Source organism: Enterobacter cloacae complex sp. P38RS, from assembly GCF_014930775.1.
GTDB lineage: Bacteria > Pseudomonadota > Gammaproteobacteria > Enterobacterales > Enterobacteriaceae > Enterobacter > Enterobacter bugandensis.
Genome location: NZ_JADBRS010000014.1, coordinates 19084 through 41722, shown reverse-complemented (window position 1 = coordinate 41722; position 22639 = coordinate 19084). Strand labels below are relative to the sequence as shown.

The 22639-nt window shown below is 55.9% G+C and carries 24 protein-coding genes; 10 read left to right on the top strand and 14 right to left on the bottom strand.

Translation table 11 applies throughout. The annotated features are described in order from the left end of the window. Positions 1 to 315: 315 nt before the first annotated feature. Together IM303_RS16010 and pyk are read left to right on the top strand one after the other, a co-directional pair. Positions 316 to 1185: a MurR/RpiR family transcriptional regulator gene (locus IM303_RS16010; RefSeq protein WP_028013615.1), complete on the top strand. Its 870-nt coding sequence runs from the start codon at positions 316 to 318 to the stop codon at positions 1183 to 1185. Between the two features lie 139 nt (positions 1186 to 1324). Continuing rightward, positions 1325 to 2767: a pyruvate kinase gene (pyk, locus tag IM303_RS16005; protein ID WP_028013616.1), complete on the top strand. Its 1443-nt coding sequence runs from the start codon at positions 1325 to 1327 to the stop codon at positions 2765 to 2767. A gap of 48 nt (positions 2768 to 2815) precedes the next feature. Here pyk and lpxM read toward each other — a convergent pair whose 3' ends face one another. From lpxM to znuA, 3 genes are all read right to left on the bottom strand, one after another. Further along, complete coding sequence (gene lpxM, locus IM303_RS16000) at positions 2816 to 3787, bottom strand: lauroyl-Kdo(2)-lipid IV(A) myristoyltransferase (RefSeq protein WP_028013618.1); 972 nt, start codon at positions 3785 to 3787, stop codon at positions 2816 to 2818. 120 nt (positions 3788 to 3907) lie between these two features. After that, positions 3908 to 5227, bottom strand: a complete 1320-nt coding sequence (gene mepM / locus IM303_RS15995) for a murein DD-endopeptidase MepM (RefSeq protein WP_028013619.1) — start codon at positions 5225 to 5227, stop codon at positions 3908 to 3910. A gap of 15 nt (positions 5228 to 5242) precedes the next feature. Next, entirely contained in the window at positions 5243 to 6187 is a 945-nt protein-coding gene (gene znuA / locus IM303_RS15990) for a zinc ABC transporter substrate-binding protein ZnuA (protein ID WP_028013620.1), read from the bottom strand. Between the two features lie 77 nt (positions 6188 to 6264). Between znuA and znuC the strand changes: the two genes are divergently transcribed. Together znuC and znuB are read left to right on the top strand one after the other, a co-directional pair. Next, positions 6265 to 7020, top strand: a complete 756-nt coding sequence (znuC, locus tag IM303_RS15985) for a zinc ABC transporter ATP-binding protein ZnuC (protein WP_028013621.1) — start codon at positions 6265 to 6267, stop codon at positions 7018 to 7020. Then, positions 7017 to 7802: a zinc ABC transporter permease subunit ZnuB gene (gene znuB / locus IM303_RS15980; protein WP_041909449.1), complete on the top strand. Its 786-nt coding sequence runs from the start codon at positions 7017 to 7019 to the stop codon at positions 7800 to 7802. The genes znuC and znuB overlap by 4 nt, the downstream gene beginning before the upstream one ends. 52 nt (positions 7803 to 7854) lie before the next feature. Here znuB and ruvB read toward each other — a convergent pair whose 3' ends face one another. The 6 genes from ruvB to aspS all read right to left on the bottom strand — a co-directional run bounded on the left by ruvB (position 7855) and on the right by aspS (position 13110). Further along, positions 7855 to 8865 (bottom strand): Holliday junction branch migration DNA helicase RuvB, encoded by a 1011-nt coding sequence (gene ruvB / locus IM303_RS15975; protein WP_028013623.1) that lies wholly within the window; start codon positions 8863 to 8865, stop codon positions 7855 to 7857. Positions 8866 to 8873: 8 nt separating this feature from the next. After that, positions 8874 to 9488 (bottom strand): Holliday junction branch migration protein RuvA, encoded by a 615-nt coding sequence (ruvA, locus tag IM303_RS15970; protein ID WP_028013624.1) that lies wholly within the window; start codon positions 9486 to 9488, stop codon positions 8874 to 8876. A gap of 80 nt (positions 9489 to 9568) precedes the next feature. Further along, a complete protein-coding gene (gene ruvC, locus IM303_RS15965; RefSeq protein WP_003859749.1) occupies positions 9569 to 10090 on the bottom strand; it encodes a crossover junction endodeoxyribonuclease RuvC in 522 nt (173 codons plus the stop codon). 34 nt (positions 10091 to 10124) lie between these two features. Next, positions 10125 to 10865 carry a YebC/PmpR family DNA-binding transcriptional regulator gene (locus IM303_RS15960; protein ID WP_003859747.1) on the bottom strand — a complete coding sequence of 247 codons (741 nt, stop codon included), beginning with the start codon at positions 10863 to 10865 and terminating at the stop codon, positions 10125 to 10127. A 27-nt stretch (positions 10866 to 10892) separates the two neighbouring features. After that, the gene (gene nudB / locus IM303_RS15955; protein WP_059353978.1) at positions 10893 to 11336 is read right to left on the bottom strand and encodes a dihydroneopterin triphosphate diphosphatase; all 444 of its coding nucleotides are present in this window, start codon (positions 11334 to 11336) and stop codon (positions 10893 to 10895) included. A 1-nt stretch (position 11337) separates the two neighbouring features. Continuing rightward, positions 11338 to 13110 carry an aspartate--tRNA ligase gene (gene aspS, locus IM303_RS15950; RefSeq protein WP_028013627.1) on the bottom strand — a complete coding sequence of 591 codons (1773 nt, stop codon included), beginning with the start codon at positions 13108 to 13110 and terminating at the stop codon, positions 11338 to 11340. Between the two features lie 264 nt (positions 13111 to 13374). Here aspS and IM303_RS15945 point away from each other — a divergent pair, with 264 nt between their 5' ends. Genes IM303_RS15945 through cmoB form a run of 5 tightly spaced genes read left to right on the top strand, consistent with a single transcriptional unit; the run spans position 13375 to position 16956 of the window. Continuing rightward, positions 13375 to 13941, top strand: coding sequence for a hydrolase (locus IM303_RS15945; protein WP_048998641.1), 567 nt, complete (start codon positions 13375 to 13377; stop codon positions 13939 to 13941). After that, complete coding sequence (locus tag IM303_RS15940; protein WP_193360080.1) at positions 13938 to 14756, top strand: DUF72 domain-containing protein; 819 nt, start codon at positions 13938 to 13940, stop codon at positions 14754 to 14756. The genes IM303_RS15945 and IM303_RS15940 overlap by 4 nt, the downstream gene beginning before the upstream one ends. A gap of 52 nt (positions 14757 to 14808) precedes the next feature. Further along, positions 14809 to 15204, top strand: coding sequence for an MAPEG family protein (locus tag IM303_RS15935; RefSeq protein WP_028013630.1), 396 nt, complete (start codon positions 14809 to 14811; stop codon positions 15202 to 15204). A 40-nt stretch (positions 15205 to 15244) separates the two neighbouring features. Beyond that, positions 15245 to 15988: a carboxy-S-adenosyl-L-methionine synthase CmoA gene (cmoA, locus tag IM303_RS15930; protein WP_045260318.1), complete on the top strand. Its 744-nt coding sequence runs from the start codon at positions 15245 to 15247 to the stop codon at positions 15986 to 15988. Beyond that, positions 15985 to 16956, top strand: a complete 972-nt coding sequence (gene cmoB, locus IM303_RS15925) for a tRNA 5-methoxyuridine(34)/uridine 5-oxyacetic acid(34) synthase CmoB (protein WP_028013632.1) — start codon at positions 15985 to 15987, stop codon at positions 16954 to 16956. The genes cmoA and cmoB overlap by 4 nt, the downstream gene beginning before the upstream one ends. A 120-nt stretch (positions 16957 to 17076) precedes the next feature. On the opposite strand, the gene cutC is transcribed toward cmoB, so the two are convergent. Next, positions 17077 to 17820, bottom strand: a complete 744-nt coding sequence (gene cutC, locus IM303_RS15920; RefSeq protein ID WP_028013633.1) for a copper homeostasis protein CutC — start codon at positions 17818 to 17820, stop codon at positions 17077 to 17079. Between the two features lie 78 nt (positions 17821 to 17898). Then, on the bottom strand, positions 17899 to 18459 hold the full coding sequence (locus IM303_RS15915) for a VOC family protein (protein ID WP_193360079.1): 561 nt from the start codon (positions 18457 to 18459) through the stop codon (positions 17899 to 17901). 239 nt (positions 18460 to 18698) lie between these two features. Here IM303_RS15915 and argS point away from each other — a divergent pair, with 239 nt between their 5' ends. Beyond that, a complete protein-coding gene (gene argS, locus IM303_RS15910) occupies positions 18699 to 20432 on the top strand; it encodes an arginine--tRNA ligase (RefSeq protein WP_028013635.1) in 1734 nt (577 codons plus the stop codon). A 45-nt stretch (positions 20433 to 20477) separates the two neighbouring features. Here argS and IM303_RS15905 read toward each other — a convergent pair whose 3' ends face one another. From IM303_RS15905 to IM303_RS15895, 3 genes are all read right to left on the bottom strand, one after another. After that, positions 20478 to 20918, bottom strand: coding sequence for a DUF3421 domain-containing protein (locus tag IM303_RS15905; protein ID WP_028013636.1), 441 nt, complete (start codon positions 20916 to 20918; stop codon positions 20478 to 20480). Positions 20919 to 20963: 45 nt separating this feature from the next. Continuing rightward, on the bottom strand, positions 20964 to 21254 hold the full coding sequence (locus IM303_RS15900) for a hypothetical protein (protein WP_192987288.1): 291 nt from the start codon (positions 21252 to 21254) through the stop codon (positions 20964 to 20966). A gap of 244 nt (positions 21255 to 21498) precedes the next feature. Continuing rightward, positions 21499 to 22638 carry a glycoside hydrolase family 105 protein gene (locus IM303_RS15895; RefSeq protein WP_192971794.1) on the bottom strand — a complete coding sequence of 380 codons (1140 nt, stop codon included), beginning with the start codon at positions 22636 to 22638 and terminating at the stop codon, positions 21499 to 21501. Position 22639: the final 1 nt, after the last annotated feature.

Here is a 22639-nt window from a genome sequence, read left to right as displayed (position 1 = left end):
CGTTGTAATTTTATTACAATGCACTGTACTGCTTTTACGTCATTCCCGAAACCATTAGCGCTTATCGTCTCGTGCGATACGGCGATTTTTCGCCATTCAGTCGATTATGGCGACGTAATGACGCAACAGCCGTCGATAATTTGCGCAACAGGGTCATAGCAAAACCCGACATCGATCAAGTAATGAAAAAAAACAACAACATTATCTTGTCGACTGTTACCCTTTAGGGAAGCCACAGGGGTAATATCGGCTAATCGAATCAAGATTTCATCAATGAGTGAAATCGTTTCCACCCCCATGAGCGCCTTGTTAACAATGAACATGCTTGAAAAAATCCAGTATCAACTGGAACACCTTAGCAAATCCGAGCGAAAAGTGGCTGAAGTCATTCTGGCCGCGCCCGCTCAGGCGATTCATTCAAGCATCGCCGCTCTGGCTCAGGAAGCGGGCGTCAGTGAACCGACGGTCAACCGCTTCTGCCGCAGCCTGGAAACGCGCGGCTTTCCTGATTTTAAACTGCATCTGGCACAAAGTCTGGCAAACGGCACCCCCTATGTTAATCGTAATGTGGATGAAGACGACAGCGTAGATGCCTATACGGCAAAAATATTTGAGTCGGCCATGGCCACGCTCGATCACGTTCGTCAAAGTCTGGATATGAGTTCAGTAAACCGCGCGGTGGATTTACTCACCCAGGCCAAACGCATTGCATTCTTCGGTCTTGGCTCGTCAGCCGCCGTGGCGCACGACGCCATGAATAAATTCTTCCGCTTTAACGTGCCGGTTATTTATTCCGATGACATTGTGCTGCAACGCATGAGCTGTATGAATTGCAGTGAGGATGACGTCGTGGTACTGATTTCGCACACTGGCCGCACCAAAAGCCAGGTTGAGCTGGCGCAGCTGGCCCGTGAAAACGATGCCATGGTAATCGCCCTCACCACCGCCGGCACGCCGCTGGCGCGGGAGGCGACTCTCGCCATTACCCTGGACGTGCCTGAGGATACCGACATGTATATGCCAATGGTGTCCCGTCTGGCGCAACTCACGGTAATCGACGTGCTGGCGACCGGATTTACCTTACGCCGGGGCGCAAAATTCCGAGATAACTTGAAGCGAGTCAAGGAAGCGCTGAAGGAATCGCGTTTTGATAAAGAATTGCTTATAAAGAGCGATGTTCCCTGAAAGTAGATAACGAAGACGTAACCCATAATTAGATGTAACGATTTTCGGCATTCGGCCCCCTCTTTGCTGCCTTGCAGTAGATGAAGGCCGATTCAATGTTCACGCAACACCAAAGTTGTTTCAGTCAACGGAGTATTACATGTCCAGAAGGCTTCGCAGAACCAAGATCGTCACCACCTTAGGCCCGGCCACCGATCGCGATAATAACCTCGAAAAAATTATCGCCGCTGGCGCCAACGTGGTGCGTATGAACTTCTCTCACGGTACGCCAGAAGACCATAAATTGCGTGCCGATAAAGTGCGTGAGATCGCCGCTAAGCTGGGCCGCCACGTCGCTATCCTCGGCGACCTGCAGGGTCCAAAAATTCGTGTATCAACCTTCAAAGAAGGTAAAGTTTTCCTCAATATCGGCGACAAATTCCTGCTGGATGCCAACCTCGGCAAAGGCGAAGGCGATAAAGAGAAAGTCGGGATCGACTATAAAGGCCTGCCGGCTGATGTGGTACCTGGCGATATCCTGCTGCTCGACGACGGTCGCGTCCAGCTGAAGGTGCTGGAAGTTCAGGGGATGAAAGTGTTCACTGAAGTCACCGTCGGCGGCCCGCTCTCCAACAATAAAGGCATCAACAAACTGGGCGGCGGCCTCTCTGCGGAAGCCCTGACCGACAAAGACAAAGCGGATATCGTAACGGCGGCCCAGATCGGCGTCGACTACCTGGCGGTCTCCTTCCCACGCTGTGGGGAAGATCTGAACTATGCGCGCCGTCTGGCCCGTGACGCAGGCTGTGATGCCAAAATCGTCGCTAAGGTTGAACGCGCGGAAGCCGTGTGCGATCAGGATGCGATGGACGATGTGATCCTCGCCTCTGACGTGGTGATGGTTGCCCGTGGCGATCTGGGCGTGGAAATCGGCGACCCTGAACTGGTCGGTATCCAGAAAGCGCTGATTCGTCGCGCACGTCAGCTGAATCGCGCGGTGATCACCGCCACCCAGATGATGGAATCCATGATCACTAACCCAATGCCAACCCGTGCGGAAGTCATGGACGTCGCTAACGCCGTGCTGGACGGTACCGATGCGGTGATGCTGTCAGCGGAAACTGCGGCGGGCCAGTATCCGGCAGAAACCGTGGCCGCAATGGCGCGCGTCTGCCTGGGCGCGGAGAAGATCCCAAGCATTAACGTCTCCAAGCACCGCCTGGATATCCAGTTCGACAATGTGGAAGAAGCGATTGCGATGTCCGCCATGTATGCAGCCAACCATCTGAAAGGCGTTACGGCGATCATCACCATGACCGAATCTGGCCGCACCGCGCTGATGACCTCTCGCATCAGCTCCGGCCTGCCGATTTTCGCCATGTCACGCCACGAGCGTACGCTGAACCTGACGGCGCTGTACCGCGGTGTTACCCCGGTACACTTCGACAGCACCAATGACGGCGTAGCCGCGGCGCACGATGCCGTAAACCTGCTGCGCGATAAAGGTTACCTGGTGTCTGGTGATATCGTCATCGTGACGCAGGGTGACGTGATGAGCACCATCGGCTCAACCAATACCACGCGCGTACTGACTGTAGAGTAAGATCCGATCCCCTCTCCCCTAAGGGGAGAGGGGCAAGGTGAAGGTTTTCTATTTCCTCGGGTAAAGCTCTTTACGCTTATAGGGCTCCGTCTCTCCCGGCTTCCGCGTTTTCAGCAGCTTCAGTATCCACGTGTACTGTTCGGTATGCGGCCCCACCAGCAGCTCCACCTCTTCGTTCATGCGGCGCGCGATGGTGCGATCGTCCGCGGTCAGCAGGTCGTCCATCGGCGGACGGACTTCAATGCTCAGACGATGCGTTTTACCGTCGTAAACCGGAAAGAGCGGGATCACGCGGGCGCGGCAGACCTTCATCAGGCGCCCAATCGCGGGGAGCGTGGCTTTGTAGGTCGCAAAGAAGTCGACAAACTCGCTGTGCTCGGGTCCGTGGTCCTGGTCCGGCAAATAGTAGCCCCAGTACCCCTGACGTACCGACTGAATAAACGGCTTGATGCCGTCGTTACGCGCATGCAAACGTCCGCCAAAACGACGACGTACCGTATTCCAGACAAAATCGTAGATTTTATTGCCCTGGTTATGGAACATCGCCGCCATTTTCTGCCCCTGGGAAGCCATCAGCATTGCCGGGATATCCACGCCCCAGCCGTGCGGCACGAGAAAAATGACCTTCTCATCATTGCGACGCATTTCGTCGATGATTTCCAGCCCTTTCCAGTCAACGCGGTCGATGATTTTTTCCGGTCCTTTCAGCGCCAGCTCCGCCATCATCGCCATGGCCTGCGGTGCGGTGGTATACATCGCGTCGATGATGGCCTCGCGCTCGGCATCGCTTTTTTCAGGAAAACAGTAATAGAGGTTGATCTGCGCACGACGACGCGCGCTTTTACCTAAGCGTCCGGCCAGACGGCCAATTTTTCCCAGTACGGGATCGCGCAGCGCGGCAGGCAGCATAGCGATGCCCGCAAAGGTGTAAACCCCCAGCCAGGCGCCCCAGTTGCGCGGGTGTCGAAAGGATTTTTCAAACTCAGGAATGTATTCAATATTATTTTTTTTTGTTTCCATGCTGGTTCCAGGGTCTGGTGACGCAAAAAATTATTCAGATAGTGTAGCGAGGCAGTCGCCCACGCACAAAAGAAAAAGCCGGCGCATGCTGACACCGGCTTTTTTCACAAAACAGAGAGCTTAGTTTAAGCTCAGCTGCGGTATCACCTCTCTCGCCTGCGCCAGGTAATCGGAACGATCTTTACCTGTCAGGCCTTCGGTGCGCGGCAGTTTGGCCGTCAGCGGGTTCACGGCCTGCTGGTTGATCCACACTTCATAGTGCAGATGCGGGCCCGTAGAGCGTCCGGTGTTGCCGGAGAGCGCGATACGGTCGCCGCGTTTCACTTTCTGCCCCGGTTTGACCAGCAGCTTGCGCAGGTGCATATAGCGGGTGGTATAGGTACGACCGTGACGGATAGCCACGTAATAGCCCGCAGCACCGCTGCGTTTTGCCATCACCACTTCGCCATCGCCAACGGACAGCACCGGCGTGCCCTGCGGCATCGCGAAGTCTACCCCGCGGTGAGGCGCAACGCGCCCGGTAACCGGGTTCAGACGACGCGGGTTAAAGTTAGAGGAGACGCGGAACTGTTTCGCCGTCGGGAAACGCAGGAAGCCTTTTGCAAGGCCCGTACCGCTACGGTCATAGAACTTGCCGTCTTCAGCGCGAATTGCGTAGTAATCTTTTCCCTCGGAGCGCAGACGCACCCCCAGCAGCTGGCTCTGCTCGCGCTTGCCGTCCAGCATTTCGCGGGACATCAGGACGGAAAACTCATCGCCTTTCTTCAGCTTACGGAAATCCATCTGCCACTGCATGGCTTTGATCACCGCGCTGATTTCACCGCTGGTCAGGCCCGCATCACGGGCGCTGGAAACAAAGCTTCCGCCCACGGTACCTTTCATCACGCTGTTAACCCAGTCGCCTTTCTGCATTTCACTGGTCATTTTGAAACCGTTTGCAGTGCGGTCATAGGTGCGGGTTTCGCGGCGGGACATTTCCCAGGTCAAACGCTGAAGATCGCCATCCGCCGTTAATGTCCAGGAGAGCTGTTGCCCGATTTTCAGGTTACGCAGGTCTTTATCCGCAGCGGCCAGCTGGCTGATATTGCCCATGTCGATACCGTACTGGTTGAGCACGCTGCTCAGCGTGTCACCGGTAGAGACAACGTATTCGTGGATCCCCGCTTCGTTCTCGGTTTTATCGTCCAGTTCATCCTGAGGGATAGCTTCATCTTCCTGAGCGGCCTGGTCGATAGGCTCGCTGGCTTCAGGCAGCAAAGAGCGGATCTCGCTCTTTTCAAGCTCGATGGTTTTAATGATAGGGGCAGAACTCGGGTGGTAAACATAGGGCCGCCAGACGGCGACCGCTAAGGTGAGAACTGTAAGCGACCCCAGCATAACGCGGTGGGGTCGAGGCAGATTGTTAAATGCCAGGGCGACAGAGCGGGCTATCTGTTGCACGTATTCACTTCCTCGTTAATCTCCTTTCAGGCAGCTCGCATACTGGTTCGCCAGTTGGCTGAGGAACTGCGAATAGCTCGCTTTGCTCAACTGGATATTCGTACCTAGCGGGTCAAGGGTTCCCATGCGCACGGATGTTCCCCTGGCCACGGCTTCTACGACCGCTGGCCTGAACTGTGGCTCAGCAAAAACGCATGTCGCTTTCTGCTCAACCAGCTGTGTTCTGATTTCATGTAAACGCTGCGCACCAGGTTGAATTTCAGGGTTGACGGTAAAGTGCCCAAGCGGGGTCAGGCCGTAGTGTTTTTCGTAGTAGCCGTAGGCGTCATGAAAAACGAAATACCCTTTTCCTTTCAACGGTGCGAGCTCATTACCTACCTGCTTATCGGTTGCGGCTAATTGTGCCTCAAAATCCTTCAGGTTGGCGTCTAGTTTGGCTCGACTTTGCGGCATAAGTTCCACTAATTTGTCATGGATTGCAACCGCTGAAAGCCGCGCTATCTCTGGGGATAGCCAGAGATGCATGTTGTACTCGCCGTGATGGTGATCTCCATCACCTTTTTCACCCTCTGCAGCGTGATGGTCATGTTCGTCACCGTCATCATCCGCCCCTTTCATGAGCAACGGTTTCACGCCGGAAAGCCCGGCAATCGCGACCTGTTTTTCATCAGCAATCTGTTTGGCGGATTTCTGCATGAATGCTTCCATCTCCGGACCAATCCAGACAACTAAGTCTGCGTTTTGTAAGCGTTTTACATCAGACGGACGCAGAGAATAGTCATGCTCTGAGGCCCCGTCAGGGAGCAGAACCTGGGTTTCCGTTACCCCATCGGCAATGGCCGACGCGATGAATCCAAGCGGTTTAAGCGAAGCAACAACGGCGGCGTTAACATCTTGTGCGGTTGTTCCCCAAAGGGCAGCGGATAATGCTGCGAAAAGAAGCGTATTTTTATGTAACATAATGCGACTAATCATCGTAGTGAATGCGTGGAATGTGATATTATAACATTCGTTGACTTCTTCAAGCTTAAATTGACATGACGACTCTGGTTTCTCTCGACAATATTTCGGTCTCCTTTGGCCAGCGCCGCGTCCTCTCTGACGTATCGCTGGATCTCAAGCCTGGAAAAATTCTGACGCTGCTCGGCCCCAATGGCGCAGGTAAATCCACTCTGGTGCGCGTGGTGCTGGGTCTGGTTACACCGGATGAAGGTGTAATCACGCGCGAGGAAAAATTGCGGATCGGCTATGTGCCGCAAAAATTACATCTGGACGCCACCCTGCCGCTGACGGTAAATCGTTTTCTGCGTCTGCGTCCGGGCACGCGAAAAGCCGATATTCTCCCGGCGCTGAAGCGCGTACAGGCGGGCCACCTTATCGACGCGCCGTTGCAGAAGCTGTCCGGCGGTGAGACGCAGCGCGTTTTGCTGGCCCGTGCGCTGCTGAGCAGCCCGCAGCTGCTGGTGCTGGATGAGCCAACCCAGGGCGTGGACGTCAATGGTCAGGTCGCGCTTTATGATTTGATCGACCAGCTGCGCCGCGAACTGAACTGCGCCGTGCTGATGGTCTCCCATGACCTGCATCTGGTGATGGCGAAAACCGACGAAGTGCTGTGTCTCAACCATCACATTTGCTGTTCCGGCACGCCTGAAGTGGTCTCAATGCACCCGGAATTTATCTCCATGTTCGGCCCTCGCGGCGCTGAACAGCTTGGCATTTATCGCCATCATCATAATCACCGCCATGATTTGCAGGGACGAATCGTTCTGCGTCGGGGAAATGGACACTCATGATTGAACTGTTACTGCCCGGCTGGCTGGCCGGGGTTATGCTTGCCTGCGCCGCAGGCCCACTCGGCTCGTTTGTGGTGTGGCGCAGAATGTCTTACTTCGGTGATACCCTGGCGCATGCGTCGCTGCTGGGCGTTGCCTTTGGTTTGCTGCTGGATGTGAATCCCTTTTACGCGGTAATTGTGGTCACACTGCTGTTGGCAGCCGGTCTGGTCTGGCTGGAGAAGCGCCCTCACCTCGCGATTGATACGCTGCTTGGCATCATGGCGCACAGCGCGCTGTCGCTGGGTCTGGTCGTTGTTAGCCTGATGTCAAATATCCGCGTTGACCTGATGGCCTACCTGTTCGGCGATCTGCTGGCCGTAACGCCTGACGATCTCATCGCGATCGCCATTGGCGTGGTGGTGGTACTGGGTATTCTGCTGTGGCAGTGGCGGAATTTACTGGCAATGACCGTCAGCCCGGATCTGGCGTTTGTCGACGGCGTGAAGCTGCAGCGCGTGAAGCTGCTGCTGATGCTGGTGACGGCGTTAACGATTGGTGTCGCAATGAAGTTTGTCGGCGCGCTGATTATAACATCGCTGCTGATCATCCCTGCCGCCACGGCGCGCCGTTTTGCACGTACGCCAGAGCAGATGGCCGGTATCGCGGTGGTTATCGGGATGATCGCCGTCACGGGCGGGTTAACCTTTTCGGCGTTTTATGACACGCCAGCAGGGCCGTCGGTGGTCTTGAGCGCGGCGGTGTTGTTTGTTTTCAGTATGATGAAAAAGACCGCGCAGTAGTGAGCATGTCCCCGGTGGCGCTTCGCTTACCGGGGCTACCATTTATCGCTACTTACGGCATCGCGGGCGGCGTAATACCGAAATGATTCCACGCCCGCACCGTCGCCATACGACCACGTGGGGTACGCTGTAAGAAGCCCTGCTGGATCAGATACGGCTCCAGCACATCTTCGATCGTCTCACGCTCTTCGCCAATTGCCGCCGCCAGGTTATCCAGCCCGACCGGGCCACCGAAGAACTTGTCCAGCACCGCCAGCAGCAGTTTGCGGTCCATATAGTCAAAGCCTTCAGCATCGACGTTCAGCATATCCAGTGCCTGGGCGGCGATCTCGGCGGAAATCGAACCATCGTGCTTCACTTCAGCAAAGTCACGCACGCGGCGCAGCAGGCGGTTGGCAATACGCGGCGTACCGCGGGAACGTTTCGCCACTTCATATGCCCCCTCTTCGCTCATATCCAGCCCCATGTAGCGCGCGCTGCGCCCCACGATATGCTGAAGATCGGGTACCTGATAAAACTCCAGACGCTGAACGATGCCAAAGCGGTCGCGCAGCGGAGAGGTCAACGACCCGGCGCGGGTCGTGGCGCCAATCAGGGTAAACGGCGGCAGATCGATTTTGATGGAGCGCGCGGCCGGGCCTTCGCCGATCATGATATCCAGCTGGTAATCTTCCATCGCCGGATAGAGCACTTCCTCCACCACCGGTGACAGGCGGTGGATCTCATCGATAAACAGCACATCATGCGGTTCAAGGTTGGTCAGCATCGCCGCCAGATCGCCCGCTTTCTCCAGCACCGGGCCGGAGGTGGTACGCAGGTTGACGCCCATTTCATTGGCGACGATATTCGCCAGGGTAGTTTTCCCTAATCCCGGCGGGCCAAAAATCAGCAGGTGATCGAGCGCATCGCCGCGCAGCTTTGCCGCCTGGATGAAAATCTCCATCTGGGAACGTACCTGCGGCTGGCCGATGTACTCATCAAGCAGCTTCGGGCGGATCGCACGATCCACCACGTCTTCTGCCTGAAGGGTGCCTGCCGATACCAGGCGGTCTGCTTCAATCATCCTTTACCTCACAATGCAGCGCGCAGCGCTTCACGAATCAGAGTTTCACTGCTGGCGTCCGGTTTGGCAATTTTGCTCACCATCCGGCTGGCCTCCTGAGGTTTATAGCCCAGCGCCACCAGCGCGGCAACCGCTTCCTGCTCGGCGTCATCATCAGAGGCAGGCGCACCCGGAGCAGTCAGAACCAAATCGGCAGCCGGAGTGAACAGATCGCCGTGCAGACCTTTAAAGCGGTCTTTCATCTCAACTATCAGACGCTCTGCGGTTTTCTTACCAATGCCCGGAAGCTTAACCAGCGCCGCGGGATCTTCGCGCTCAACGGCATTCACAAACTGCGGAGCGGACATGCCGGACAAAATCGCCAGCGCCAGCTTAGGCCCCACACCGTTGGTTTTAATCAGCTCGCGAAACAGGGTGCGTTCCTGCTTGTTGTTAAAGCCGTACAGCAGCTGAGCGTCTTCACGCACCACAAACTGGGTAAAGACAATCGCCTCTTTGCCCGCGTCCGGCAGCTCGTAGAAGCAGGTCATCGGCATATGGACTTCATAGCCCACGCCACCCACTTCCAGCAGCACTAACGGGGGTTGTTTTTCAATGATGATGCCTCTGAGTCTGCCTATCACGTGACGCTCCTGCGTTCTGGGAGAAATTAACTGCCGACATAATAAAAAAAGGCTGGATGTTTATCCAGCCTGATTTCTGATTATCGTAACCTGCCTCGCGCCAGATTGAGCCGCGACTCGCTCATTTGCATCGCGTTCTGGCTGACGTGGCAGTGGGTAATTGCAATCGCCAGCGCATCGGCGGCGTCGGCCTGCGGGTTCGCGGGAAGCTTCAGCAGGGTGCGCACCATGTGCTGCACCTGGCTCTTCTCCGCGCTACCGATGCCCACCACCGTCTGCTTAACCTGGCGCGCGGCGTATTCGAATACCGGCAAATCCTGGTTCACCGCAGCCACGATGGCCACCCCACGCGCCTGACCGAGCTTCAGCGCCGAATCCGCGTTCTTCGCCATAAAGACCTGCTCAATGGCGAAATAGTCTGGCTGAAACTGGGTGATGATCTCCGATACGCCCGCATAAATAAGCTTGAGGCGCGACGGCAGATCGTCCACTTTGGTGCGAATGCATCCACTGCCGAGGTAGGTTAGCTGGCGTCCCACCTGACGGATAACGCCATACCCGGTGACGCGCGAGCCGGGGTCAATCCCGAGGATAATCGACATCACGCGTCTCCCGTAAACGGTTTACAGGCTCTCATCAGAGAGTCGCTGCAACCTCATCAGAGATTTCACCGTTGTGGTACACTTCCTGCACGTCGTCGCAGTCTTCGAGCATGTCGATCAGACGCAGCAGTTTCGGTGCGGTTTCTGCATCCATATCCGCTTTGGTGGACGGGATCATGGAGACTTCAGCGTTGTCCGCTTTCAGGCCCGCCGCTTCCAGCGCATCGCGCACGGCACCCATCTCTTCCCACGCGGTGTAGACGTCAATGGCACCATCATCGTAGGTCACCACGTCTTCCGCACCCGCTTCTAACGCCGCTTCCATGATCGCATCTTCGTCGCCTTTCTCGAAAGAGATGACGCCTTTTTTGCTGAACAGGTAAGCTACGGAGCCGTCAGTGCCCAGGTTGCCACCGGTTTTGGTGAACGCGTGGCGCACTTCCGCAACGGTACGGTTACGGTTGTCAGACAGGCATTCAACCATCACCGCAGTACCGCCAGGGCCGTAACCTTCATAAATGATGGTTTCCATGTTCGCGTCTTCATCACCGCCCACGCCGCGTGCGATAGCACGGTTCAGGGTGTCACGCGTCATGTTGTTAGACAGCGCTTTATCTACCGCCGCGCGCAGGCGTGGGTTAGAAGCCGGGTCGCCGCCGCCCAGACGCGCTGCTGTCACCAGCTCGCGAATGATTTTGGTAAAGATCTTACCGCGCTTGGCATCCTGTGCCGCTTTACGGTGTTTGGTGTTGGCCCACTTACTATGACCTGCCATAAAAAGTTCTCCAAAAATCGCGCCTTCTCAGGCCGCGTTAATTACAAATTCTTCAATCGCCTGCCGGTTGCTCCACGACTTGGTCAGTGCGGCGGCATCCGCCGCGTTCACCCAGCGGTAGTTCAGGTGTTCGGTAAACACGATCTCCCGCTCATGGGGGAGCGCGAGACAGAACCACGACTCCGTGTTGCGCTCAATGCCCGGCGCATAGCGATGACGTAAATGGCTAAAAATTTCAAACTCCACCGTGCGCTGACAGTCCTTCAGGGTCAGTTGCTCATGAGCAACGTCAATGGTGACCTCTTCCTTTACTTCACGCGCGGCGGCCTGCGGCGCGGTCTCCCCCTCTTCCAGGCTGCCGGTAACCGACTGCCAGAAATCAGGATCGTCGCGCCGCTGCAACATCAGCACCCGCTTCGTGTCTTCTGCATAAATGACCACCAGGACAGAAACGGGAAGCTTATATGCCATATCAGTTTTTCTCTTCCTTCTTCACCACTTCAATGCCCAGTTCGGCCAGCGCTGCCGGGTTGGCAAAGCTTGGCGCTTCGGTCATCAGACACGCTGCGGCAGTGGTTTTCGGGAAGGCGATAACGTCACGAATGTTATCGGTGCCGGTCAGCAGCATGGTCAGACGGTCGAGACCGAAGGCCAGACCCGCGTGCGGAGGCGTGCCGTACTTCAGGGCGTCCAGCAGGAAGCCAAACTTCTCGCGCTGCTCCTGCTCGTTAATACCCAGAATGCCGAACACGGTCTGCTGCATTTCACCGCTGTGAATACGCACGGAACCGCCGCCCACTTCATAGCCGTTGATAACCATGTCATAAGCGTTTGCCACTGCCTCTTCCGGCGCCGCTTTCAGCTCTGCCGCCGTCATCTCTTTTGGCGAGGTGAACGGGTGGTGCATCGCGGTCAGGCCGCCTTCACCGTCGTCTTCAAACATCGGGAAGTCGATAACCCACAGCGGCGCCCATTTGCTTTCGTCGGTCAGGTTCAGGTCTTTGCCGAGCTTCAGACGCAGCGCGCCCATCGCATCCGCAACGACTTTCTTGTTGTCTGCGCCGAAGAAGATCATGTCGCCGTCCTGCGCACCGGTGCGCTCAAGGATCGCTTCCACGATGTCCGCGTTCAGGAATTTCGCCACCGGGCTGGTGATCCCTTCCAGACCTTTCGCACGCTCGGTCACTTTAATATAGGCCAGACCTTTCGCGCCGTAGATCTTAATAAAGTTGCCGTAGTCATCAATCTGCTTACGGCTCAGCGCCGCGCCGCCCGGTACGCGCAGGGCAGCCACGCGGCCTTTCGGATCGTTAGCCGGTCCCGCGAATACCGCGAACTCAACGGATTTCACCAGGTCAGCCACGTCCACCAGCTCCATCGGGTTACGCAGGTCTGGTTTGTCGGAGCCGTAGCGACGTTCCGCTTCGGCGAAGGTCATGATCGGGAAATCGCCCAGCTCAACGCCCTTCACGTCGTTCCACAGGCTACGCACCAGCGCTTCCATCACTTCACGCACCTGTTCGGCGGTCATGAAGGAAGTCTCAACATCGATCTGGGTAAATTCTGGCTGACGGTCAGCGCGCAGGTCTTCGTCGCGGAAGCACTTAACGATTTGATAATAGCGGTCGAAGCCGGACATCATCAGCAGCTGTTTGAACAGCTGCGGTGACTGCGGCAGCGCGTAGAATTTGCCTTTATGAACGCGGGATGGCACCAGGTAATCGCGCGCGCCTTCCGGCGTGGCTTTGGTCAGCATCGGGGTTTCAATATCGAGGAAACCGTGGTCATCCATAAAGCGACGCACCAGGCTGGTGATTTTCGCACGGGTTTTCAGGCGCTGAGCCATTTCCGGACGACGCAGATCCAGGTAGCGGTATTTCAGACGCGCTTCTTCAGTGTTGACGTGGTTGGAGTCCAGCGGCAGCGCTTCGGCACGGTTGATGATAACCAGATCGGACGCCAGCACTTCGATAGCGCCCGTCGCCATGTCTGCGTTAACGTTTTTCTCGTCACGCGCACGCACGGTGCCGGTGACCTGAATGCAGAACTCATTACGCAGCTCAGAGGCCAGCTTCAGCGCATCTGCGCGATCCGGGTCGAAGAACACCTGAACGATACCTTCACGGTCGCGCATATCGATGAAGATAAGGCTACCAAGATCACGACGACGGTTGACCCAACCACACAGGGTGACCTGCTGTCCGACGTGGGACTGACGCAGCTGCCCGCAATATTCTGTACGCATGAGATATCCCTTAATTAGCCGCAGGCTAAATGTCGCCTGGTATGCAGGCTACTATGTCGCAGCTTTCTGTATGTCACAACTGGATGAAAAAAGGCGGCTATTATACTGGAAATTCCGCCGGACGATAAGAGCGAACCACCGCCAGACGGTCGTTTGCTGCACTCTTATTGCGCATTCTCACAAAAATTAACAAAATTATCCGACCGATAACAGGTCATCACGTCGTAAGGTGTTACGGAAGTGATTAATTTACCTGGAGTGACGATGTTAACACTTGATGCCCGCAAAACCGCGCTTGTTGTGATTGATTTACAGGAAGGGATCCTGCCCTTCGCCGGTGGCCCACACGCAGCGGACGAAGTCGTCAGCCGCGCCGCTCGCCTGGCCGAGAAGTGCCGCGCCAGCGGTGCCACTGTGGTCATGGTGCGCGTCGGCTGGTCCGCTGATTTCGCCGAGGCGTTAAAACAGCCCGTTGATGCCCAGGCGCCCGCGCATGCCCTGCCGGAAAACTGGTGGACGTACCCGGTGTCGCTGGGCAAACGCGACAGCGATATCGAAGTAACTAAACGCCAGTGGGGCGCGTTCTACGGGACCGACCTTGAGCTGCAGCTTCGCCGCCGCGGTATCGACACCATTATTCTGTGCGGCATATCCACCAACATCGGCGTGGAATCGACAGCCCGTAACGCCTGGGAGCTGGGCTTTAATCTGGTGATTGCTGAAGATGCCTGCAGCGCGGCTTCCGCGGAGCAGCATCAGGGCAGCATGACCCATATCTTCCCGCGCATCGGACGCGTGCGCAGCACGGATGAGATTTTAAGCGCGCTATGATGTACGTGGGCCTGCCCCAGTGGTCGCACCCGAAATGGGTGCGCCTGGGCATTACCAGCCTTGAAGAGTATGCCCGACACTTTAACTGCGTCGAGGGTAACACCACGCTGTATGCACTGCCCAAAGCCGAGATAGTCGAACGCTGGCGGGAGCAAACAACGGACGATTTCCGTTTCTGCTTTAAGTTTCCGGCGACCATTTCCCACCAGGCCGCGCTGCGCAACTGCGGGGACTTAACGGAAGAATTTTTCGCGCGCATGTCGCCGCTGGCGAACCGAATTGGACAATACTGGCTCCAGCTTCCCGCCACGTTTGGCCCGCGCGATCTGCCCGCCCTGTGGCAGTTCCTGGACGCCCTGCCCCGCGAATTCACCTACGGCGTGGAAGTCCGACATCAGGACTTCTTTGCGAAAGGCGAAGCCGAAAAAGCGCTTAACCGCGGCCTGCTGGATCGTTCCGTTAACCGGGTGATCCTCGACAGTCGTCCGGTGCACAGCGCGGTACCGCATAACGAGGCCATCGTTGAAGCCCAGCGTAAAAAACCGAAAGTGCCGGTCCACGCCATCGTGACCGCACAGAACCCGATGGTCAGGTTCATCGGCAGCGACAATATGCAGCAAAATCAGGCGATGTTCGCCGTCTGGCTGCAAAAACTCGCGAGCTGGGAGCACACCACCACGCCGTACCTCTTTTTGCACACGCCGGATATTGCTCAGGCGCCCGAACTGGTCGATGCTCTGTGGCAGGCCTTGCAGGCCGCGGTGCCGTCCGTGGGCAGTGTCCCTTCCATCCCACAACAATCTTCTCTTTTCTGATATCACCCCCTATCATAGTGAAGTGCCATCTGCCAAAAAACAGGGAGTTAGTATGGTCAGCGCGCTGTATGCGGTGTTAGGTGCATTACTGCTGATTAAATTTTCGTTTGATGTTGTGCGCCTCAGGATGCAGTACCGCGTCTCTTACGGCGACGGCGGTTTCTCCGAACTGCAAAGCGCTATTCGCATTCACGGTAATGCGGTGGAATACATTCCCGTTGCTCTCATCCTGCTGCTGTTTATGGAGATGAATGGCGCGGAAACCTGGATGGTGCATATTTGTGGCCTGATGCTTATTGCTGGCCGGTTAATGCATTATTACGGCTTTCACCACCGTTTATTCCGCTGGCGTCGTTCCGGCATGAGCGCGACCTGGTGTTCGCTTTTGCTGATGGTGCTGGCTAACCTGTGGTATATGCCGTGGGAGTTGGTTTTCTCCCTCCATTAGCGCACAATACGCCACTTTATTTTTCCCGGATTTTTACGTTATGTCAGATCGCGACACGCTTTTTTCCGCGCCTATCGCCAGCCTGGGCGACTGGACCTTCGATGAACGGGTAGCCGAAGTCTTCCCGGATATGATCCAGCGCTCTGTTCCCGGTTATTCCAATATTATCTCTATGATCGGTATGCTGGCTGAGCGCTTCGTTCAACCCGGTACGCAGGTCTATGACCTGGGCTGCTCGCTCGGCGCGGCAACGCTGTCGGTACGTCGTAACATTCATCACGATGGCTGCCGAATCATTGCCGTCGATAACTCCCCGGCCATGGTGGAACGCTGCCGTCGCCATATTGACGCGTACAAAGCCCCCGTTCCGGTGGACGTGGTGGAAGGCGATATCCGCGAGATCGAGATTAACAACGCCTCGATGGTAGTGCTGAATTTTACCCTGCAGTTCCTGGTGCCTGAAGATCGCCAGCTGCTGCTGGACAAAATTTACCAGGGGCTGAATCCCGGCGGCGCGCTGGTGCTTTCTGAGAAATTCAGCTTTGAGGATGCCAAAGTAGGCGAGCTGCTGTTCAACATGCACCACGATTTCAAACGGGCGAACGGCTACAGCGAGCTGGAGATCAGCCAGAAGCGCAGCATGCTGGAAAACGTGATGCTGACGGACTCCGTGGAAACCCATAAAGCGCGCCTGCACAAAGCCGGTTTTGAGCACAGCGAACTGTGGTTCCAGTGCTTTAACTTTGGCTCTCTGGTGGCGCTAAAAGCCGGGGATGCCGCATGATTGAATTCAGCAACTTTTATCAGCTGATTGCTAAAAACCATCTTTCCCACTGGCTGGAGACCCTGCCGGCGCAGATTGCCGCCTGGCAGCGCGATCAGCAGCACGGCCTGTTAAAGCAGTGGTCAAATGCCGTGGAGTATCTGCCGGAGCTGACGCCGCATCGTCTGGATTTACTGCACAGCGTGACGGCGGAAAGCGCAGAGCCGCTCCCTGCCGGGCAGATCAACCGCATCGAAACGCTGATGCGTAATTTAATGCCGTGGCGCAAAGGGCCGTTCTCGCTGTACGGCGTGAACATCAATACCGAGTGGCGTTCAGACTGGAAGTGGGATCGCGTACTGCCGCACCTTTCCGACCTGACCGGGCGCACCATTCTGGACGTAGGCTGCGGCAGCGGTTACCACATGTGGCGCATGATTGGCGCGGGAGCCCATCTGGCGGTCGGCATCGACCCGATGCAGCTCTTCCTGTGCCAGTTTGAGGCGGTGCGAAAACTGCTCGGCAACGACCAGCGCGCGCACCTGCTGCCGCTGGGCATCGAGCAGCTCCCTGCCCTGAAAGCGTTCGATACAGTCTTCTCAATGGGCGTGCTGTATCATCGTCGTTCCCCACTTGAACACCTGTGGCAGCTCAAAGATCAGCTGGTCAGCGGCGGCGAGCTGGTGCTGGAAACGCTGGTGATTGAAGGCGATGAGCATGCGGTTCTGGTGCCGGGCGATCGCTACGCGCAGATGCGCAACGTTTACTTCATCCCGTCCGCGCTGGCGCTGAAAAACTGGCTGGAGAAATGCGGATTTGTGGATGTGCGCATTGCCGATGTTTGCGTAACGTCTATCGAAGAGCAGCGCCGCACCGACTGGATGATCACCGAATCGCTGGAGCAGTTCCTCGACCCGGCCGACCACAGCAAAACCGTTGAAGGCTATCCTGCACCGATGCGTGCGGTGTTGATTGCGACCAAGCCGTAGTTTTTCCCTCTCCCCTGTGGGGTGAGGGGATAAAAAAAGGCCCCTGTTGAAATTGCAGGGGCCTGGTACAAGCAAGCATCATATTGGGCGACATGATGCGCGGTAAAAATCGGTACGTTGCTACACGTGATGACGCTCAATCAGCGACTTCATTTCCGCAACCGACTCTCCCTCTACGCCGTAGCGAGAATATTCATCCGCTTCAGCATCCGTCGACATTGACAGCCCTGTATTGCGATAACGCATGGGTGAAGGTATCCATTTCCCCGCAGAGCTGTGAAGCTCTTCCACCCCGGCGTTTAAAAACCGTTCCAGATTGCTGGCACGGACTCCCGCACCCGCCATTATTATTGGAACACCGGAATGTGCTTTTAGTTCCGTAATTAATTGCAGACCTTTTTCCGCCGAAGACTGCTGTCCCGATGTCAGGACGCGCGCCACGCCAAGTTCGGCAAGCGTATCAAATGCTTGCAGGGGATCTTTGCACATATCAAACGCACGATGAAATGTGACGGCCATTCCTTTCGCGGCGTCCATTACCTTACGCATCCGCGGCAGGTCGACATGTCCGTCTTCATCAAGCAGGCCGGTCACCAGGCCTGGGAACCCCAGGTCGCGAACAAGGGCGATATCTTCAAGCATGGCACTGAACTCGCCCGCCGTGTAACAAAAATCGCCGCCGCGAGGGCGAATAATCGGGTGGACCGGGATGGTGACGGCCTGGCGGGCAGACTTCAACACGCCGTATGAAGGCGTTAACCCCCCTTCTTTCGGGGCGGCGCATAGCTCAATCCGGTCAGCTCCCATCTGTTGCGCCGTTACGGCACACGCCACGCTGTAACAACAAATCTCCAGCAGCGCCATCTGCTTCTCCTTAAAATCAGCTTAACGCGCCATCATGGCACGCCTCTCGTTTCGTGTCTCAGCGACGAATCACAACTCTCAGGCTTCGCTGGCAACGATCTGCTCAATGGTCCAGGGATGAAATTTCACGGTCACCTGCCCGTCCGTCACGGCCAGCGTCGGGTTAGGCAGACGCTCGCGCTCGCCTTTGGGTGAACTCGTCTTCACAAAAATCCCCGGCTTGCTTAACCCGTCGTCTGACAGCAGGGCCAGGGCGCGCGCGTTCAACGTTTCCGGCTCACCCGGCAGGACGATTTCGATATGCTCCCAGCCTTCGTGCGGATAGCGTTTCTCGCCCGGCCACGGCAGTTCAACCACGGTGAACTGCCAGTGCGCCACGTTCACCGGCTCATACAGTTTGAACAGACAAATGGGGCGTCCATTGATGATGTTCTCAGAGAGCAACTCGCCGCACTGTTCAAACCCGCGACGCCAGCGCTCGGCGGTGGCATTCTGGTGGCAGCGTAAGGAAATGTGATCCGCCTCAAGCGGCACGATATCCAGACCAAGACGGGTGGCAAGTTCTGTGAACGCCTTTGTGAAGCGCGGTAAATCTGCGGAAATATCATGCAGTTCGTCAATGGATTGCCAGTTCGCCATAAGTCAGTCTCTTTTCGTGTCGCAAAGCCGCTAATTTACTCCGTTGCCCCGTTTTGACCAACCGCAGAATCCGGCTTTTTATGACTGCATGGTTATGCACGCTTTCTTAGCCTGGATTCTGAGCAATCTTCGGGCCCCGCAATGCTGACGCCAGAAGGCATTTGCAGTATACTCCCGCCCTAAATTCTTTAACTGGCGCGGGCGGTTGTAAGCCCGCATCAAAAACGTAAGGTATCCAGGTGAATATTCAGGCTCTTCTCTCCGAAAAAGTCAGTCAGGCACTGATTGCCGCAGGCGCACCTGCGGATTGCGAACCGCAGGTTCGTCAGTCAGCAAAAGTACAGTTTGGCGACTATCAGGCTAATGGCGTGATGGCAGTGGCTAAAAAACTGGGCATGCCGCCGCGACAGCTCGCTGAGCAGGTACTGACGCATCTGGATCTCTCCGGCATTGCCAGCAAAACCGAAATTGCTGGTCCGGGCTTTATCAATATTTTCCTTGAGCCTGCGTTCCTGGCGAGCCACGTTGACGCGGCGCTGAAGTCTGACCGTCTGGGCGTTTCCCAGCCGGAAGCGCAGACCGTGGTGGTCGACTACTCTGCCCCGAACGTGGCGAAGGAGATGCACGTAGGCCACCTGCGCTCCACCATCATCGGTGACGCCGCGGTACGCACCCTTGAGTTCCTCGGTCACAAGGTGATCCGCGCGAACCACGTGGGTGACTGGGGCACCCAGTTCGGCATGCTGATTGCTTACCTGGAAAAACAGCAGCAGGAAAACGCGGGTGAAATGGCGCTGGCGGACCTGGAAGGGTTCTACCGCGAAGCCAAAAAGCACTATGACGAAGACGAAGCCTTTGCCGAGCGCGCGCGCAGCTACGTGGTGAAGCTGCAGGGCGGGGATCAATACTTCCTCGAGATGTGGCGCAAGCTGGTTGACATCACCATGTCCCAGAACCAGCTTACCTATAACCGTCTGAACGTGACCCTGACTCGCGACGACGTGATGGGTGAAAGCCTGTACAACCCGATGCTGCCAGGCATTGTGGCGGACCTGAAAGCCAAAAACCTGGCGGTGGAGAGCGAAGGCGCAACGGTAGTGTTCCTTGATGAGTACAAAAACAAGGAAGGCGAACCGATGGGCGTGATTATCCAGAAAAAGGATGGCGGCTATCTCTACACCACCACGGACATCGCGTGTGCGAAATACCGTTACGAAACCCTGCATGCGGACCGCGTGCTGTACTACATCGACTCCCGTCAGCACCAGCACCTGATGCAGGCGTGGACTATCGTGCGTAAAGCCGGTTACGTGCCGGACTGCGTGCCGCTGGAACACCACATGTTCGGCATGATGCTGGGTAAAGACGGCAAGCCGTTCAAAACCCGCGCGGGCGGTACCGTGAAGCTTTCCGATCTGCTGGACGAAGCGCTGGAGCGCGCCCGTCGCCTGGTGGCAGAGAAGAACCCGGACATGCCTGCTGACGAACTGGAAAAACTGGCCAACGCCGTCGGTATCGGCGCGGTGAAATACGCGGATCTTTCCAAGAACCGCACCACCGACTACATCTTCGACTGGGACAACATGCTGGCGTTTGAAGGCAACACGGCGCCGTACATGCAGTACGCCTATACCCGCGTGCTCTCCGTGTTCCGCAAGGCGAACATTGATGAAAGCGTGCTGGCGAATGCGACAGTGACCATCACGGAAGATCGTGAAGCACAGCTGGCGGCGCGTCTGCTGCAGTTCGAAGAGACGCTGACGGTTGTCGCGCGTGACGGCACGCCGCACGTGATGTGTGCTTACCTGTACGATCTGGCGGGTCTGTTCTCCGGCTTCTACGAGCACTGTCCTATTCTGTCTGCAGAAAATGAATCGGTGCGTAACAGCCGCCTGAAGCTGGCTCAGCTGACGGCGAAGACCCTGAAGCTGGGTCTGGATACCCTGGGTATCGAAACCGTAGAACGTATGTAAAAAAGAAACCCGGCGGTCGCCGGGTTTTTTTATGAATGATTGCGGTTAGTCGTGAACGAGCACCTGGAAGGTATCTAATTCATACTCTCTGCCGTTATAACCGATGCAGCATCCTCTGCTAAGGTGGCTTCCTGCTTTACCAACAAAGAGGCCATTATCGAATTTTGCACGTGCAACGTAGAGCTTAGCACCATTGGCTTCATGCCCCGCCTCAACCATATTCGGTGGGAAATTTTTCCCCTTAACGTCTACCCATTTTAACGCGCCCACGTAAATTTCAAATTCATTACACAGGTGCTCGCTCCCTCCCCACGGGACCCAAGCCGTATTGCCGAACACCCATTTACCCGGATGAATACCATTATTCAGTTTTGCGCGAATAACAAATAACGGTGAAGGTCCTTTAATACCTGGCACCCCAATTTCATAACCGGCCACAGGCGCGTCCAACGGAATAAATTCATCTCTTTTCGCTGATTTCCACATAATGATTTCCTTTTCAGTTTAAATAATTATCCGTAAGTAAAATGATTAGAATTCTGAGATCGAATGAATAGCCAACTCATTGTTCAGGCTTTGAAAAATAATGACCTTAACCAGTGATTTTTCCTGCCCCTTTGCATGCATGAAACGGCGAAGCGCAATAAAGGTATGCAGTTGGCCAGCCACGAGCTGGCTACCGACAAACATTAGCGGGGTATAGCCCGCGCCGTCGATATCATTGAAAACCGATTCGAACATTTGAAGATGTTCATCCGACATTTTATCGGCATGCATATTTACAGAAGGATTAATAACAATACTGCCCATTGCATTTTCCATTGCGTCACTCCTTAAATGTGTATTGGAAGAGTCTTAATGCAATTAAAAAATAGGATAAATACGGAATGCATTTTGTGTAGAAAATCACATATTAATAACAGCCTGAATTTATTTTAATTGTATTATTCACGTCGTAAATATAAACGGAACATCATATTTATGGCGTATTATATTTACCCGCCGTTATTATAAAAAAAGCCCCTTTAAGGAGGGGCTTTGCAGTAATGAAATTATTAAGCAGCCGTCAGAAATATTTGCGTAAATACTCCGTCAGGCACAGAATCGCCATTGCCTGGCCATACGGCATCGACGTCAGCGGTATTTGACGATAAAAATCGAGATCGCTGCCCATTCCCGTCCCGAACGAGGTTTGCAGCAGCTCCCCTTCCGGCGAGATATTTTGCACAATACCGCGAATCGCTTTCTCCGCCACCTCAGCGTACTCTGCGCCGACATAACGCTTGCGCACGGCCTTCAGAATTCCGTAGGCAAACCCTGCCGTGGCCGACGCCTCCAGATAAGAATCAGGATCGTCCAGCAGCGTATGCCACAACCCGCTTTCGTCCTGACATTTTGCCAGCGCGGCGATCTGCGCATTCAGCACCTGCACCAGATAACGGCGCACGGCGTTGTTTTCAGGCAGATCAACCAGTTCGAGGAAGTCGGGGATCACGATGGTGAGCCAGCTGTTGCCGCGCGCCCAGCGGGCCCGGGCAAAGTTATGGTTGCCGTCGTAGCTCCAGCCGTGGAACCACAGCCCGGTCTCCCGGTCCATCAGGTTCTGCACGTGGAGCAGGAACTGATAAATCGCCTCCTCTACGTACTCCGGCTTATTCAGCAGCCTGCCGATTTTCGCCAGCGGCAGCACCGTCATCATCAGCGTGTCGTCCCACATCTGTTGATGATTCTCTTCCGCCAGCGTGATGTGCTGCATGCCGCCGTGTTCGGTGCGTGGCATTTCAGTCATCGCCCACTCCGCCCAGCTTTCCAGCCACGGCAGCCAGGCCGGGTTTTTGCTCTCTTCGTAGCGATAGGCCAGCGTCAGAAACGGCGACATCGTATTGACGTTTTTGGTGGTGGCGCCTTCCGCAAAGCGGTCGGCAAACCAGCTGTCGATAATGTTGCGCATCCCTTCGTCACCGGTCTGGCAGTAGTACTGCCAGATGCCATACAGGCCGACGCCGTGCGTCCACTCCCATCCGGCCCAGCCTTTGGTGTCGATCACGCGCCCGTCGTCCAGCCGCAGCAAAAATTCACCCGTTTTGTCGTGGATATTGACCAGGTTGTGCGTCACTTTTTGAATCAGTGATTTCAGCTCGTCCCGGGCGATAAAGCGCTCTGGCTGACGCAATAGCGGGCTATGTTTGACAGGCCAAACTTTCATC

Coding starts and splice junctions, on each gene's coding strand:
- ruvC (WP_003859749.1), bottom strand. CDS start 10,090: ATGTCGATTATCCTCGGGATTGACCCCGGCTCGCGCGTCACCGGGTAT.
- znuB (WP_041909449.1), top strand. CDS start 7,017: ATGATTGAACTGTTACTGCCCGGCTGGCTGGCCGGGGTTATGCTTGCC.
- cmoA (WP_045260318.1), top strand. CDS start 15,245: ATGTCAGATCGCGACACGCTTTTTTCCGCGCCTATCGCCAGCCTGGGC.
- IM303_RS15895 (WP_192971794.1), bottom strand. CDS start 22,638: ATGAAAGTTTGGCCTGTCAAACATAGCCCGCTATTGCGTCAGCCAGAG.
- IM303_RS15900 (WP_192987288.1), bottom strand. CDS start 21,254: ATGGAAAATGCAATGGGCAGTATTGTTATTAATCCTTCTGTAAATATG.
- lpxM (WP_028013618.1), bottom strand. CDS start 3,787: ATGGAAACAAAAAAAAATAATATTGAATACATTCCTGAGTTTGAAAAA.
- IM303_RS15940 (WP_193360080.1), top strand. CDS start 13,938: ATGATGTACGTGGGCCTGCCCCAGTGGTCGCACCCGAAATGGGTGCGC.
- ruvB (WP_028013623.1), bottom strand. CDS start 8,865: ATGATTGAAGCAGACCGCCTGGTATCGGCAGGCACCCTTCAGGCAGAA.
- nudB (WP_059353978.1), bottom strand. CDS start 11,336: ATGGCATATAAGCTTCCCGTTTCTGTCCTGGTGGTCATTTATGCAGAA.
- aspS (WP_028013627.1), bottom strand. CDS start 13,110: ATGCGTACAGAATATTGCGGGCAGCTGCGTCAGTCCCACGTCGGACAG.
- IM303_RS15915 (WP_193360079.1), bottom strand. CDS start 18,459: ATGGCGAACTGGCAATCCATTGACGAACTGCATGATATTTCCGCAGAT.
- IM303_RS15935 (WP_028013630.1), top strand. CDS start 14,809: ATGGTCAGCGCGCTGTATGCGGTGTTAGGTGCATTACTGCTGATTAAA.
- cutC (WP_028013633.1), bottom strand. CDS start 17,820: ATGGCGCTGCTGGAGATTTGTTGTTACAGCGTGGCGTGTGCCGTAACG.
- IM303_RS15945 (WP_048998641.1), top strand. CDS start 13,375: ATGTTAACACTTGATGCCCGCAAAACCGCGCTTGTTGTGATTGATTTA.
- IM303_RS15960 (WP_003859747.1), bottom strand. CDS start 10,865: ATGGCAGGTCATAGTAAGTGGGCCAACACCAAACACCGTAAAGCGGCA.
- cmoB (WP_028013632.1), top strand. CDS start 15,985: ATGATTGAATTCAGCAACTTTTATCAGCTGATTGCTAAAAACCATCTT.
- IM303_RS16010 (WP_028013615.1), top strand. CDS start 316: ATGAACATGCTTGAAAAAATCCAGTATCAACTGGAACACCTTAGCAAA.
- IM303_RS15905 (WP_028013636.1), bottom strand. CDS start 20,918: ATGTGGAAATCAGCGAAAAGAGATGAATTTATTCCGTTGGACGCGCCT.
- pyk (WP_028013616.1), top strand. CDS start 1,325: ATGTCCAGAAGGCTTCGCAGAACCAAGATCGTCACCACCTTAGGCCCG.
- znuA (WP_028013620.1), bottom strand. CDS start 6,187: ATGTTACATAAAAATACGCTTCTTTTCGCAGCATTATCCGCTGCCCTT.
- znuC (WP_028013621.1), top strand. CDS start 6,265: ATGACGACTCTGGTTTCTCTCGACAATATTTCGGTCTCCTTTGGCCAG.